General features: G+C 71.9%; 15 protein-coding genes. All 15 read left to right on the top strand.

Features of this window, described 5'->3' with window-relative positions:
• Positions 1–84 precede the first annotated feature (84 nt).
• The 15 genes from LCE31_RS26900 (at position 85) to LCE31_RS26830 (ending at position 13,004) form a co-directional block, all read left to right on the top strand.
• Complete coding sequence (locus LCE31_RS26900; protein ID WP_225018625.1) at positions 85–459, top strand: WXG100 family type VII secretion target; 375 nt, start codon at positions 85–87, stop codon at positions 457–459.
• 229 nt (positions 460–688) lie between these two features.
• Positions 689–1,726: a hypothetical protein gene (locus tag LCE31_RS26895; protein WP_263632338.1), complete on the top strand. Its 1,038-nt coding sequence runs from the start codon at positions 689–691 to the stop codon at positions 1,724–1,726.
• Positions 1,723–2,442 (top strand): Flp pilus assembly protein CpaB, encoded by a 720-nt coding sequence (gene cpaB, locus LCE31_RS26890; protein ID WP_225018621.1) that lies wholly within the window; start codon positions 1,723–1,725, stop codon positions 2,440–2,442. Before LCE31_RS26895 ends, cpaB begins: the two co-directional genes overlap by 4 nt.
• 7 nt (positions 2,443–2,449) lie before the next feature.
• Positions 2,450–3,760 carry an AAA family ATPase gene (locus tag LCE31_RS26885; RefSeq protein WP_225018612.1) on the top strand — a complete coding sequence of 437 codons (1,311 nt, stop codon included), beginning with the start codon at positions 2,450–2,452 and terminating at the stop codon, positions 3,758–3,760.
• Between the two features lie 263 nt (positions 3,761–4,023).
• Positions 4,024–4,443, top strand: a complete 420-nt coding sequence (locus LCE31_RS26880) for a TadE/TadG family type IV pilus assembly protein (protein WP_225018610.1) — start codon at positions 4,024–4,026, stop codon at positions 4,441–4,443.
• Positions 4,430–5,032 (top strand): septum formation initiator, encoded by a 603-nt coding sequence (locus tag LCE31_RS26875; protein ID WP_308042314.1) that lies wholly within the window; start codon positions 4,430–4,432, stop codon positions 5,030–5,032. The genes LCE31_RS26880 and LCE31_RS26875 overlap by 14 nt, the downstream gene beginning before the upstream one ends.
• A complete protein-coding gene (locus tag LCE31_RS26870; protein WP_225018608.1) occupies positions 5,029–6,543 on the top strand; it encodes a CpaF family protein in 1,515 nt (504 codons plus the stop codon). The genes LCE31_RS26875 and LCE31_RS26870 overlap by 4 nt, the downstream gene beginning before the upstream one ends.
• Positions 6,544–6,565: 22 nt before the next feature.
• Complete coding sequence (locus LCE31_RS26865) at positions 6,566–7,516, top strand: type II secretion system F family protein (RefSeq protein ID WP_225018606.1); 951 nt, start codon at positions 6,566–6,568, stop codon at positions 7,514–7,516.
• 33 nt (positions 7,517–7,549) lie between these two features.
• Entirely contained in the window at positions 7,550–8,452 is a 903-nt protein-coding gene (locus LCE31_RS26860) for a DUF5936 domain-containing protein (protein WP_225018604.1), read from the top strand.
• Between the two features lie 38 nt (positions 8,453–8,490).
• A complete protein-coding gene (locus tag LCE31_RS26855) occupies positions 8,491–9,858 on the top strand; it encodes a sensor histidine kinase (protein ID WP_225018602.1) in 1,368 nt (455 codons plus the stop codon).
• Positions 9,851–10,609, top strand: a complete 759-nt coding sequence (locus LCE31_RS26850) for a response regulator transcription factor (protein WP_225018598.1) — start codon at positions 9,851–9,853, stop codon at positions 10,607–10,609. Before LCE31_RS26855 ends, LCE31_RS26850 begins: the two co-directional genes overlap by 8 nt.
• Positions 10,610–10,743: 134 nt before the next feature.
• A complete protein-coding gene (locus tag LCE31_RS26845; RefSeq protein ID WP_225018596.1) occupies positions 10,744–10,983 on the top strand; it encodes a hypothetical protein in 240 nt (79 codons plus the stop codon).
• A 47-nt stretch (positions 10,984–11,030) separates the two neighbouring features.
• Complete coding sequence (locus LCE31_RS26840; RefSeq protein WP_225018627.1) at positions 11,031–11,648, top strand: hypothetical protein; 618 nt, start codon at positions 11,031–11,033, stop codon at positions 11,646–11,648.
• 28 nt (positions 11,649–11,676) lie between these two features.
• Positions 11,677–12,276 carry a hypothetical protein gene (locus LCE31_RS26835; protein WP_225018594.1) on the top strand — a complete coding sequence of 200 codons (600 nt, stop codon included), beginning with the start codon at positions 11,677–11,679 and terminating at the stop codon, positions 12,274–12,276.
• Entirely contained in the window at positions 12,276–13,004 is a 729-nt protein-coding gene (locus LCE31_RS26830; RefSeq protein WP_225018592.1) for an OmpA family protein, read from the top strand. The genes LCE31_RS26835 and LCE31_RS26830 overlap by 1 nt, the downstream gene beginning before the upstream one ends.
• Positions 13,005–13,092 lie beyond the last annotated feature (88 nt).

Genomic DNA, 13,092 nt, shown 5'->3' with positions numbered 1-13,092 from the left:
GTGTTGGGGGTGTGGGGGCAACGAGGGCGGGCTGAAGCGCCCGAGCCCCTGGAGGCGTCGCGGGCCGCGTCGTAGAGTCGCCGTATGGGCGACGACAAGGACCTCGACGTAACGGACCACGACCTCACCCACCTCGCCACCGGCATCGGCAAGATGCGCGATCACCTGGGCGACCAGGTCCGCCGCATGACGACCCTCGTCGACACGATCGAGGGCGGCTGGCAGAGCGACGCCGGCGACGGCTACCGGGAGGTCCACCTCCGCGTCGCCAAGGACGTCGTCCGCGTCGGCGAACTCCTCGGCGTGGTCGAGGAGGCGGTCCGCCTCAGCCGCGACGGCTTCACGAACCAGGAGAGCGACACCCTGCGCCGGATGAACCAGGAGGCCGAGCACGTCGACGCGACCGCGGAGGCCAAGCACCTCATGGCTCCGCCGCGCAGCCGCATCCTGGACGTCTGACGCCCCGCCAAGGAGGCCCCGTACGCCCTGTTCCGGGGGCGCGGCGGCGGCGCGCGGCACCGGTTTCGCGGTGCGGTTGCGTGCGGTTCGCCCCGGTTGGGGGCGGTGTTCATGTACGGACGGTGCCATGGGCGCTCCGAAAAGTGTTCACTGTGCCCCCGGGGGTGGATAAAGTGCTGAGGCAGGAGCGAACACCTACAGCACTCCGCGGGAGTTGACTTGAGCTGCGATGGCCGGGACGCCGGCGTCCGGAGCCGAACGGGGAACGAGCGTGCCGACCGCAATCGCCGTCACCAGCCCTGACCTGGTATTAGCGCCCACCGACCGGCAGACCCCGACCGCGGCCGTCCTCCAGCCGCCAGAACGGCAGTCGCTGGACGACGCGCTCTCCGCCGTACACCTGCTGCTCGAACAGCACGGCTACGTCGTGGTGCTGTACCCGGACACGCTTCCCGTCGCCTACGAGCGCCGTCTGCACACCGTGCGCTCGCTGCTGGAGAGCGACCGGGTCGCCCTGCTGCGCTCCGGCCTGCCGCCACTCGCACTGGGCGTCCTCGTGCGCCAGCTGCGGCAGTTGTCCGTCTGCGACTTCAGCGCGGGCGTCGTGGCCTCCGCCGCGCGGCTGCTCTCGCACTACCTGTACGCGGGCGCCGTCCTCGGGTCCGTCGCGAAGCTGGACCGGGTGCCCGTCAGCCTCACCTCGCACGCCAACTCGTGGCTGCCCGGCTCGCAGTTCGCGGTGCTCACCGCGCCGCGCCCCGCCCTCGTACGGATCGGCTCGGGCAAGGAGGCGGCCGGCGGGACCGGCGCCGGCGGCACGGCGACTCCCGGCGGCACGGCGACGGCCGCGGCCAACGGCACGGGCGGCGCACCGGGTGCGGGCGGCGGGAGCGGCGGGTCCCGGGACGTGGACCAGCTCGCGGGGCCCGAGTTCGCCACCGAACTCCTCGTCGCCAGGGGCCGGCTCGCCACCGACTGGCCCACCACCGTCCTCGCCCCCGCCTGGCAGGCGGGGGCCGTGCACGAGTGCCCGCTGCCCGAGAGCTCGCCCCTGTGGTGGGGCACGCCGCGCGCCGTCGAGTTCGCCGCCTACCTGCCCGACATCACGGTTCTCTACCAGCTCGTCTCATCCGTGCGCCGGGAGGTGTGCTCATGGTGCGGGATCGACCTGATCGGTGACCGCTGCGGATTCTGCTCGGCCGCCATCACACCGCCAGAGGTCCACCAGCGCGTCGCGGGTGCCCTGACCCGAGGAACACCGACATGAACTCACGGCAGCGCCGCGGCATTCTGCTCCTGCTCGTCTCCGTCCTGTGCGCCGTCGCCGCGTTCGCCGGCGTGCTGCTGGTGATCGGCGACGTCGACTCGAAGGTCGGCCCCGAGGTCACCGCGTACGAGCTGAAGCAGGACGTCGCCCCGTACACCCCGCTCCAGCAGGGGCAGTTCACCAAGGTCAGCATGCCGAAGCGGTGGCTCTCGGCGACCGCGGTCACCGACCTGTCCGCGGTGGACGGAAAGATAGCCGTCACCCAGCTCAAGAAGGGCTCACTCCTCCAGAGCGACATGATCGTGCCGAAGCCCGCGCTCGCGCCGGACGAGGAGGAGATCGCCATCATGATCGACGCCGAGACCGGCGTCGCCGGCAAGATCACCCCCGGTTCGCGGGTGAACATCTTCGCGACCTTCGCGGGCGGGCAGAACAATGGGAAGACCTCCGCCGCCGAGTCCCGGATCATCGTCAGCGACGCCCGCGTCATGGACGTCGGCCGCATCACCGCCCTCCAGCAGAAGGACACCGACGACCGCGCGCTCGGCACCGAGCAGGCCGTCCCGATCACGTTCGCGCTGAAGACCGAGGACGCCCAGCGCGTCGCGTACGCCGAGTCCTTCGCCGACCACGTACGGCTCGCCCTGCTGCCCGACGGCAAGTCCGTCTCCCCCTCGCCAGGCCAGGACGTGTACACCCTCGGAGGGGACAAGTGAGCACGGCATGAGCACCCGAATCCTCCCCGCCGTCGCGCACGCGGACGCCGCGCGTGCCCTCGCCACCCTGCTCAGCCAGCTGCCGGACGCCGAACCCGCCGCACCGCTCGCCGACTCCACCGCCCTCCTCGACACCCTCGCCCGGCTCGCGGCGGAGTCGGTCGGCGAACTGCCCGAGGTCGTCCTCGTGCACGAGCGCATCGGGCCGGTGCCCGCGCTGGAACTCGTACGGGAGATCACCCTGCGCTTCCCCGCCGTCGCGGTCATCCTCATCACCTCCGAGCCGGGCCCCGGACTCTTCTCCGCCGCGATGGACGCGGGCGCCAGGGGACTCGTCGCGCTCCCGCTCTCCTACGAGGAGCTCGCACAGCGCGTCCAGGCGGCGGCGGCCTGGTCGGTGGGCGTGCGGCGGCACCTCGGACAGGGCGGCATCGAGCTGTACGGGGGGCCCGGCGGGCGCGTCGTCACGGTCAGCGGCGCCAAGGGCGGGGTCGGCACGACCGTCGCCGCCGTCCAGCTCGCGCTCGCCGCGAACGCCTCCGGCATGAGCACCGCGCTCGCGGATCTGGACCTCCAGGCCGGCGACGTCGCCTCGTACCTGGATGTCCAGTTCCGCAGGTCGGCGGTGGACCTCGCGGCCATCCAGGACATCTCGCCGCGCGTCCTGTCGGACGCCGTGTTCCAGCACCACACCGGCGTCGGGCTGCTGCTCGCCCCGACGGACGGCGAGCGCGGCGAGGAGATCAACGACCGGTCCGTACGGCAGATCGTCAGCGCCCTGCGCAACCGCTACGAGATCGTCGTCCTCGACTGCGGCACCCAGATGAACAGCGCCAACGCCGCGGCCATCGAAATGGCCGACACCGCCGTGCTGCTGACGACGCCCGACGTCGTCGCGGTCCGGGCGGCGCGCCGCATGATCAGGCTCTGGGACCGGCTCCAGATCCGCAAGGCGGAGGACACCGTCACGGTCCTCAACCGCCATGTCCGCAGCTCCGAGATCCAGCCGGCGCTCGTCGAGCGGATCACCGGCACACGCGTCGCGAAGACCGTGGTCCCCGCGCATTTCAAGGAACTCCAGGCGGCCGTGGACACGGGGCGCATGCAGGATCTGGAGGCCAAGTCGACCGTGCGGCAGGCGCTGTGGTCCCTGGCGGGCGAACTCGGCATCGTACGGGCGGGCGAAGGGCAGGAAGCCAGGAGCGGGCGGGGCGGCAAGAGCGGCAGAAGCGGCGGGAAGGGCAGGAACGGGCGGGGCACGCCGCCACGAACCGACCAGGACCCGGTGGCGCCGCGACACGGACGCCTGACGCCATGAGAGCCACGGGGCGGGACGCCACGCGGCGCGGCGGTGTTACGGACCGGGGCCTGCCGGGCAGGGACGCCACGCGGCGCTGCGGTGTTACGGACCGGGGCCTGCCGGGCAGGGACGTGACGGGCCGGGGCATGACGTACGCGGGAGCCGCTGACGCCGCCCGCGGAGCCGAGGGGGCGCGGTGAGCCATGGACACGAGACGGGCAGCGGCGGCGGGTACGCGAACATCTGAGGGGCGCGCGCGGGGCGGCGGAGCGGCGCGCGCGGTGGCACGGGCCCGCGCCCACGCCCGTGCGCGCGCCCGCGCCCTGCGGGCCGCGATCGGGGGCGCGCACCGCGATCTGGGCCAGGCCGCCGTCGAGTTCACCGGCATGATTCCCGTCATCCTCGCGACCCTCGCCCTGATGTGGCAGGCCGCCCTCGTCGGCTACGCGTTCTCCCTCGCGGGCGACGCCGCGGACGAGGCCGCCCACGCCGCTGCCGTCGGCGGCGACTGCCAGGCGGCGGCGCAGCGCGCCATGCCCGGCGCGTTCCACGCGGAACCGAGCTGCGGCGGCGGGGTCGGAGCGGTCACCACCGCCGAGGTCAAGGTCGAGATCCCCGTCTTCTTCCCCGGCTTCAACATCCCGGTCGACGTGACGGGCCACGCGGCGGCCGTACGGGAGGACCAGCATGGCGACTCGTAGGGCCGGCACGGCCGGCATGGCGACTCGTAGGACGAGCACGGCGGCGCGTGGGACCGGCATGGCGGCTCGTGGGACCGGCACGGCGGCTTGTGGTAGGGCCGGCGCCCTGCGGGCGAGCCGCGACGCGGTGCACGGGGCCGGGGCGCGGGAGCCGGGGAGTGTGCTCGGCGACCCGCCCGGGAACTCGACGGAAAACCGGCGCCCAGGCCGTCACGACGGCGGCCAGGCCGCCCTCGAATACGTCGGCGTCGTCGCCCTGCTGCTGTTCGTCGCCGTCGCCGCGCTCCAACTGGGCATCGCCGGATACGCCGTGCAGCAGGCGGGCACCGGCGCGCGGGCCGCCGCCCGTACGGCGACCTACCGGGAGACCGAGGGCGACGACTACCAGGCGGCCGGGCACGCCGCCATGAGCGGCTGGCTCTCCGACAACGCCGACTTCTCCGAATCGGGCGGCGGCACCGGCATCACCGTCACCGCCCGCGTCCCCATCCCCGCCATCATCCCGATGCTGAACCTCGGGGACGCGACCCGCAGCGTCACCATGCCCCTCGACCGACTGCCCGACGGAAGCCCAGGAGCGACCCCATGAGCCTGCGGTCCCGCATCACCCCACACGAACCGGACGACGGCCAGGGCCAGGAGCCCCTGCTCGTCGGCGCGTACCGGGCGAAGCTCCTCCAGGAGATCGACCTCGCCGAGATGTCCGCGCTCGCCGCCACCGAGCGCAGGGCCCGGCTGGAGCGCGTCCTCGGCCACATCATCAGCCGCGAGGGCCCGGTCCTCTCCTCGGCCGAGCGGTCCCAGCTGATCCGCCGGGTCGTGGACGAGGCACTCGGCCTCGGCATCCTCGAACCGCTCCTGGAGGACGCGTCGATCAGCGAGATCATGGTCAACGGCGCCGACCAGGTCTTCGTGGAACGCGGTGGCAGGATCGAGCGGCTGCCGATCCGGTTCAGCTCCGACGAGCAGCTGATGCAGACCATCGAGCGCATCGTCTCCACCGTCAACCGCCGTGTGGACGAGGCCAATCCGATGGTCGACGCGCGCCTGCCGTCGGGGGAGCGGGTCAACGTCATCATCCCGCCGCTGTCCCTGACCGGGCCGATCCTCACGATCCGCCGCTTCCCGCGCTCCTTCACCCTCGCCGAGCTGATCGAACTCGGCTCGCTGGACGAGCAGATGATGCTGCTGATCGCGGGGCTCGTCCGGGCGAAGTTCAACGTCATCGTGTCCGGCGCCACCGGTACCGGCAAGACGACGCTGCTCAACGCGCTGTCCGCGATGATCCCCGACGGCGAGCGCATCGTCACCATCGAGGACTCCGCCGAACTCCAGCTCCAGCAGCACCACGTCATCACACTGGAGAGCCGGCCCGCGAACGTCGAGGGCAAGGGCCAGATCACCATCCGCGACCTGGTCCGCAACTCGCTGCGCATGCGCCCCGACCGCATCATCGTCGGCGAGGTGCGCGGCGGCGAGACCCTCGACATGCTCCAGGCCATGTCCACGGGCCACGACGGCTCCCTCGCCACCGTGCACGCCAACAGCGCGGAGGACGCGCTGATGAGGCTCCAGACGCTGTCCTCGATGTCCGAGGTGGAGATCCCGTTCGGCGCGATCAAGGACCAGATCAACAGCGCCGTCGACGTGATCGTGCAGCTCACCCGGCACGCGGACGGCTCGCGCCGCATCACCGAGATCGCCGTCGTCGACTCGTACGGCCACGAGGAGTACCGGATCGTCTCGGTCTGCCGCTTCCTCACCCAGCCGGTGACCCAGGACGGGCGGGTGTACGGGAACTTCGCGTACTACCCGCTGCCGCGCCGGGTCGCCGAGCGGCTGTACATGAAGGGCGAGAGCATCCCCGCCGCGTTCGGCGTCGCCCAGTCGGACGACCAGCTCGCCACGCGCCGCTCCACCGCCTGGCGGATGCCGCCGTCGGTCCCGCTGCCACCGGGTGCCCCGAACGGCGGGGTGCACGTACCGCCGCACAGTACGGCGCCCCCGAACGGCACCGCGCACGTACCCCCGCACGGTACGGCGCCGCCGAACGGCGCGGTGCACGTACCGCCGCCGCCCGCAGCCCCCACCACTCCCTGACGTTCCGAGGGCCACCGACACCATGGACAAGACCAACCTCTCGCTGCTGACGCTCGGCGTCACCCTCCTCGCGCTGCTGTTCGCCGTCATCGGCATCCAGGCGTACGCGGCCGGCCGGTCCCAGCGGCGGGCGCTCATCGCGCGGATGACGGAGACCGGGCCGCCGGAAACCGAGACCGGCGGCCGGCGGCTCCGCTTCCCCGGCGTGGACCGCAGGCTGCGCCGCACCGGCCTCGGCAAGCGCCTCGAACGGAAGATCGCCGTCACCGGACTCGGCGTCAGCCCCGGGGAGTTCGCCATCTGCACGGTGGCCGGGCTGCTCGTCGTCTACTTCTTCATCGGCTCGTTCTTCGCCCCGTTCTTCGGCGTGCTCGCCGCGCTCGCCGGGCTGTGGGGCGCGAACGCCTTCCTGAACTGGCAGCGCGACAAGCGCACCGAGGCGTTCATCAACCAGCTCCCCGAGCTCACCCGCGTCCTCGCCAACGCCACCCAGGCGGGCCTCGCGATGCGCACCGCGCTGTCGATGGCCGCCGACGAACTCGACGACCCCGCGGGCGAGGAGCTGCGGCGAGTCTCCGACCGGCTCGCCGTCGGCCACTCCTTCGAGGACGCCCTCGACGAACTCGCCGAGCGCCTCCCGTCCCGCGAACTCGTCGTCCTCGTCACCACGCTCGTCCTGTCCAACCGGGCGGGCGGCCAGGTCGTCAGCTCGCTGCGCAACCTCACCAAGACCCTGGAGGAGCGCAAGGAGACCCGCAGGGAGGTCACCACCATGCTGTCCCAGATCAAGGTGACGGCCGTCGCCGTCCCGGCACTCGGCCTCGCCTTCCTGCTGCTGATCAACCAGGCGACGCCCGGCGCGCTCGACCGGATGACCTCGTCGGGCCTCGGGCAGGCCGCCACGGTCGTCGCGTTCGCGCTCTACGGCGTCGGGCTGTTCCTCATCCGCCGCATGTCGACGGTACGGGTCTGAGCGGCCGGAGATGGAGAGGACGGAGCGGACACCATGACCACGACCGCGCTCGCACTGCCCCTCGCCGCCGTCTTCGGACTCTCGGTGTACGGCATCTTCCACGGCATCCGCCTGTACCGCGCGGACGCCAAGCTGCCGAGCGACCTCGGCGTCGCCCTGGAGGTCGGCGCGACCCGCACCACCGCCGTCGGCTCCGGCATCGACAGGATCGGCATGCGGTACGCGCCCGCCGTCCTGCGCCTCATGGGCCCCAAACGGGTGGACGCGCTGCGCAGGCGGCTGGACCGCGCGGGCAACCCCGCGGGCCTGACCGTGGACCGCTACGCCGCGCGCCGGGCGGTGTTCGGGGCCCTCGGCATCCTCGCGTTCCTCGCGCTCACGGCCCGGGGGCAGTTCCCCCTCGGCATCGCGGCGCTGCTGTTCGGACTGGTCTGGACGGACGTCATCATCCGCGCCGCGACCCGAAAGCGCCGCAGCGACATCGAAAGGACCCTGCCGGACTTCCTCGACGTACTCGCGGTCGTCGTCTCCGCGGGGCTGGGGTTCAGGCAGGCGCTCGAACGGGTCGCGGAGAAGTACCGGGGCCCCTGGTCCGACGAACTGCGCATCACCATCCGCCAGATGGACATGGGAGTGCCGCGCAGGGAGGCCTTCGACCAGCTCCGCAGGCGCAACGACAGCGAACAGGTGTCGATGTTCGTCACCGCGCTCCAGCAGGGCGAGGAGCTGGGAGCGCCGATCGTCGACACGCTGATCCAGATCGCCGAGGACATGCGCCGTGCCGACGCCCAGAACGCGCGGCGCACGGCGGCCCGCGCCGTCCCCAAGACGACGCTGGTCGTCACACTCGTGATGCTCCCGGCGACTCTCGTGCTGATCGCGCTGAGCTTCTACTACGGGTCCGGGGTGAACTTCGGCGAGATCCTGGGCGGTTGACGGAACGGCGAGGAGAGGAGGAGAGGAGGGGAGGCACGATGGGACAGCGGATGAGCACGCTCGTACGCCATGCGGCGGCCGCCCCCGAGGCCGTGCGCCGCTCCTTCCGTGCCGCAGCCCGGCGGTTCCGGGACCGCACACCACGGCACGTCCCCCCGCTGCCCCTCCAGGTGAACGCCCTCCAGGCGCTGTGCCGGCAGGTCTTCGGCTTCCGCATGGTGATGATCGTGCTCGCGGCGCCGTTCGCGCTGCGCGGCACCGCGCGCGGCCTGCCGGTCGTGCTGGTCGGCGCGGCCGTGCTCGTCACGTTCATGGTGTCGTACGCCCTCGTGCGGGACTGGGAGCGCTTCGGCCCGGTCCTGCTGCGCCACCCGCTGCTGCTCGCGGCCGACATGCTGATCGGCGGGCTGCTGCTGGTCACCGCCTCCCCGGACTCCACCCTCGCCTACGTCACGATCTGCACGCCGCTGCTCGCCGGGCTCGTGTACGGCTGGCGGGGCGCCGCGGTGTTCGCCGTACTCCAGGCGCTGCTGCTGGCCGGCGCGTACGCGGTCACCGGAGGAACGCCGAAGCACGAGCACGGCGGGTTCAACGCGCTGCTGCTGCCGGGGCTCTGTGTGGCGGCCGGGGCGATCGGCAGCTCGCTGCGTACGTTCCTGCTGGACCTGGGAGAGGCGAGCCAGGCGCTCGGCGAGGCCAGGGAGCGGCTCGCGGCGGCCGGCGCCGTGGACGAGGAACGGGCCAGGCTGGCACGGGAGATGCACGACTCGGTGGCCAAGACCCTGCACGGCCTGGCCCTTGCGGCGGACGGCCTGGCGGCGTCCGTGGACACGACGGACCCCGCGACGGTGCGGCGGCAGGCCGATCTGGTGGCCCGCTCGGCGCGCAGGGCCGCGGCCGAGTCGCGGGAACTGCTTTCCGACCTGCGCCGCGTGCGGGTGCTCGGCGCGGTGGACCGCATCGACCTGCCGGCGGAGCTCGCCTCCCGCACCAGGGACTTCGCGCAGCGGCACGGCGTCCCGGCGACCTTCGGACCGGCGGCGGGGACGCGGACCGTGCCCCCGCTGCCCCCGGCGGTGGCCCGGGAGGTCCTGACGATCGTGGCAGAGGCGATGGAGAACGCGGCGCGGCACGGCGGCGGCACCCGGGTGGCGGTGTCCGCCGGCATGACGGGGGACGGGATACTGCGGATCAGCGTGTACGACGACGGGCGCGGCCTGCCGCCGGGCACCACCCTCGAAGCCCTGCGCGGGGCGGGCCACTTCGGGCTCGTCGGCATGGTGGAGCGGGCGGCGTCGATCGGCGCACGGATCAGAGTGGGCAGGGGAGCGGCGGCCCGGGGCACGGAAGTGCGCCTCGAACTGCCTCTGGAACCGCACCTGGAGGAGGTCCGGGCCGATGGCTGAGAACGGCGGGACGCTGAGGGTGGTCGTGGCGGACGACAACCCGGTCGTCCGCGCGGGCCTGACGGCGCTGCTGTCGGGACGCGGCGGATTCGAGGTGGTGGCCGAGGCGCCGGACGGCCGAGAGGCGTACGAGGCGACGTGGCGTACGCGCCCCGACGTGGTGCTGCTCGACGTCCGGATGCCCCGCTGCGACGGCCTCACCGCCCTGCCGCACCTCGTCCCGCTGGCGCCCGTCCTGATGATGACCTACAGCGGCGAACCCGAGACGGTCCAGAAGGCGTTGCGGCTGGGCGCGGGCGGCTACCTCGTCCACGGCGAGTTCACCGCGGACCAGCTCACGACGGCCGTCCGCGACGTGTCGCAGGGCCGGGCCCACCTGACCCCGACGGCGTCGAACGCGGCCCTGGACGCCCTCCGCTCGACCCCATCCCCGTACGCACCCGCACACACACCACCCCTCCCCAACTCGCCACCTCCACAAGAAGAAAGCAGCAACCCGAACCCAGCACCTTTGCAGAAGCAATCAAATGTGGGACATTCGTCGGAGCTGAGCCGGCGGGAGGTGGAGATCATGGACCTGATCGCGTCCGGGATGACGAACCAGCAGATCGCCGTCGCCTGCTTCATCAGCCAGAAAACGGTCAAGAACCACATCAACCGCATCTTCGCCAAACTCGGGGCGGGCAGCCGCGGCGAGGCCATCGCCCGCTGGCACGGCACCGCGCGAAGGGGGCCGGGCGGCCATGGCTGACCACGAGTGGGCCCACGGTTGGGCCCTGGGGCCCACGCGCCCCGCCCCGCCCCGGCCGTACGGTGCCGACGTCACCGGTGTCACCGACCGTACAGAGGCCGTGACCGGGGATGACAGCGACGGAGGTGAGAACCATGGCGGACACGACGAAACGCCTCGCGGCCAGAGCGAGGACGTACGCCGGTACATGGGCGAACACAACCACACAAGCCCTCAAACGCCGCAGCGACCGTGGCCAGGGCTCGATCGAGTACCTGGGAATCATCATCCTGGTCGCACTGATCATCGTGGCGGTGGTGGCCACGGGGATCGACGGGACCATCGCCGACGCGCTCAAGTCGGCTGTCGCCAAGGTCACCAGCGCCGGCGGCTGACCCGTCCACCGGAAGATTCGGGGCAGGCCGCAGCGCTGTACATCGTGATGGTGGCGGGCCTGCTCTTCGCCGCGCTCGCCTTCTTCGTCTTCGGGCAGGCCGGGGCCACACGCAACGGCGGCCAGTCCGCGGCGGACGCGGCGGCCCTGGCGGCTGCTCAGCAGTCACGGGACGACTTCAAACAGGAGTTCCTCGCGAGAGCGTTGGAGCCCGGTTTCCTCTCCGGCGTCTTCTCCGGGGCAGACGAGGGCCCGGCCGGCGGCGCCTGCGGTGCCGCCGGCGCGTTCGCGGGTGCCAACGGCGCCTCGGTTGAGAACTGCGCTCTGCTCGGCGACGGCCGCTGGGGGTTCACCGTCGACGTCATCACCAACCAGCCGGTGGGCAAGAGTGTGGTGCCCGGCACTGAAAACGACAGGGCCAAAGCTACCGCCACGGCTGTGGTGGAACCGCGGTGCACTTTCACGGGCGCGGGCGGGACGGGTACGGCGCAGTCGACCGCGACGACGGACCCCTCTCCTCCCTCCGGTGACCATAAGCCGCAGAAACCCGTCTCGCCGGGCAGTCTCGCCTGCCCCGGCGCCGAGGACATCACCATCGACCCCGAGCATCTCGATCGCCTGCCAGACATGGCCGATCTGTTCACCGTCCGGCTCGTGGACAACTGACCCGAATGAACGATAAGGAACGTCACTCATGAACAAGTGGCACGGTGCGCGGGCGCACAGAGCGGTAGCCACCACCGTCACCGCTGTCGCGCTGACGCTCTCTCTGGCGGCCTGCGGCGGAAACAGTGGTGATAAAGGCAAGGATGACAACGGCAGTCCCTCTGGGCAATCTTCGGGTCCGCCTGCTCAGGGCCAGGAATCTCGGTCGGGCGGCGAGGCGTCCCCTTCGGCCAGCCAGACCCTGGCGACTGCGAACAGCGGCACCTTCCAGTTCGTCGTCAGCTCGGCCACACGCGACAGCGGCGGCTTCCTGACCATCAACGGCACGATCACCAATGTCACCGGGCAGGTACAGATCGCGCCCAACGCCTGGAACGGTAAGGAGTCGCAAGTCAACAGGACGGGTTCGTCGCTGGCGGCCATGACGCTGGTCGATTCGGCACAGAAGAAACGCTACTACGTGCTCCGGGACACCGACGGCTACCCGCTCACCACGGTCAACATTCCCAACTTCGAGCCGCATGCGTCGGTTTCGTTCTTCGCGCAGTTCCCATCGCCTCCGTCGTCCACGAAACAGGTCCAGATGGACTTCCCTGGCCTTCCTCCGACGACGATTGCGATCTCCTGATGCCCGCGCCCGAGCGGCCCGCTCCGCGGCGTACCGTCGCCAGACCTCGCGCCGCCGCGCTCACCAGCGCGGTTCTCCTGACCGTCGTCGCGCAGTTCGCCCTGGTCCTGCCCGCCGCGCCCGTCTTCGCGGACGACACGCCCGTCGGGCCGCCCGGCGCCGCGTCCACTTCGCCGCCGCCCCAGGTCGACGGGAACGCCCCCGGTCTGAAGCTCCGTGCCGGCGCCACGCTCGCGCCCGCGCGCGTGCTGGACCTCGTCTCCGTGGTCGAGTCGCAGGGCGGCGAGGAACGGCGCTCCGACACGCCCGACACCGTGACGTTCGCGCTCCAGGCCGAGGTCCTCTTCTCCAAGGACAGCGCCAAGCTGTCGCCGGACGCGAGTTCGCGGATCTCGGCGATCGCCGACGAGGTCGAGAAGCAGCACGCGACCAACGTCCGTGTCTTCGGTTTCACCGACAACCTCGGAACCGCCGCGCACGGTCTCGTGCTGTCGAAGCAGCGCGCGGAAGCCGTGCACAGCCTGCTCGAACAGCGGCTCTCCGACGCGGGGATCACCTACGAGATCCGGGGTTACGGCGAGCAGTACCCGATCGCCGACAACAGCAACGAGGACGGCCGCAAGAAGAACCGGCGCGTCGAGGTCTCGTTCCCGAGGACCGGCAGCGAGGCGAGCGACGGCAGCGGCGCGGAGTCCGGCGCCGGAGCAGACAGCGGAACCGGCTCCTGAGCGGAGACCCGGGACGCGGACGCGTGCGGAACCGGAGACAGGAGCGACAAGGGCGGGCCGGAGCTGAAGGGGCCGGAGGGGCCGGGGC

The sequence above is a fragment of the Streptomyces sp. 8L genome (assembly GCF_020176795.1).
Classification (GTDB): domain Bacteria; phylum Actinomycetota; class Actinomycetes; order Streptomycetales; family Streptomycetaceae; genus Streptomyces.
The sequence above is the reverse complement of the archived record's forward strand: the minus strand, read 5'-3'. Positions and strand labels throughout refer to the sequence as shown.

Excerpts from the sequence above, each read along its gene's own strand:
- LCE31_RS26850 (WP_225018598.1), top strand. The coding sequence starts at position 9,851 with ATGGCTGAGAACGGCGGGACGCTGAGGGTGGTCGTGGCGGACGACAAC.
- LCE31_RS26835 (WP_225018594.1), top strand. The coding sequence starts at position 11,677 with ATGAACAAGTGGCACGGTGCGCGGGCGCACAGAGCGGTAGCCACCACC.
- LCE31_RS26860 (WP_225018604.1), top strand. The coding sequence starts at position 7,550 with ATGACCACGACCGCGCTCGCACTGCCCCTCGCCGCCGTCTTCGGACTC.
- LCE31_RS26865 (WP_225018606.1), top strand. The coding sequence starts at position 6,566 with ATGGACAAGACCAACCTCTCGCTGCTGACGCTCGGCGTCACCCTCCTC.
- LCE31_RS26900 (WP_225018625.1), top strand. The coding sequence starts at position 85 with ATGGGCGACGACAAGGACCTCGACGTAACGGACCACGACCTCACCCAC.
- LCE31_RS26875 (WP_308042314.1), top strand. The coding sequence starts at position 4,430 with ATGGCGACTCGTAGGGCCGGCACGGCCGGCATGGCGACTCGTAGGACG.
- LCE31_RS26830 (WP_225018592.1), top strand. The coding sequence starts at position 12,276 with ATGCCCGCGCCCGAGCGGCCCGCTCCGCGGCGTACCGTCGCCAGACCT.
- LCE31_RS26885 (WP_225018612.1), top strand. The coding sequence starts at position 2,450 with ATGAGCACCCGAATCCTCCCCGCCGTCGCGCACGCGGACGCCGCGCGT.
- cpaB (WP_225018621.1), top strand. The coding sequence starts at position 1,723 with ATGAACTCACGGCAGCGCCGCGGCATTCTGCTCCTGCTCGTCTCCGTC.
- LCE31_RS26845 (WP_225018596.1), top strand. The coding sequence starts at position 10,744 with ATGGCGGACACGACGAAACGCCTCGCGGCCAGAGCGAGGACGTACGCC.
- LCE31_RS26840 (WP_225018627.1), top strand. The coding sequence starts at position 11,031 with ATGGTGGCGGGCCTGCTCTTCGCCGCGCTCGCCTTCTTCGTCTTCGGG.
- LCE31_RS26855 (WP_225018602.1), top strand. The coding sequence starts at position 8,491 with ATGGGACAGCGGATGAGCACGCTCGTACGCCATGCGGCGGCCGCCCCC.
- LCE31_RS26870 (WP_225018608.1), top strand. The coding sequence starts at position 5,029 with ATGAGCCTGCGGTCCCGCATCACCCCACACGAACCGGACGACGGCCAG.
- LCE31_RS26895 (WP_263632338.1), top strand. The coding sequence starts at position 689 with ATGGCCGGGACGCCGGCGTCCGGAGCCGAACGGGGAACGAGCGTGCCG.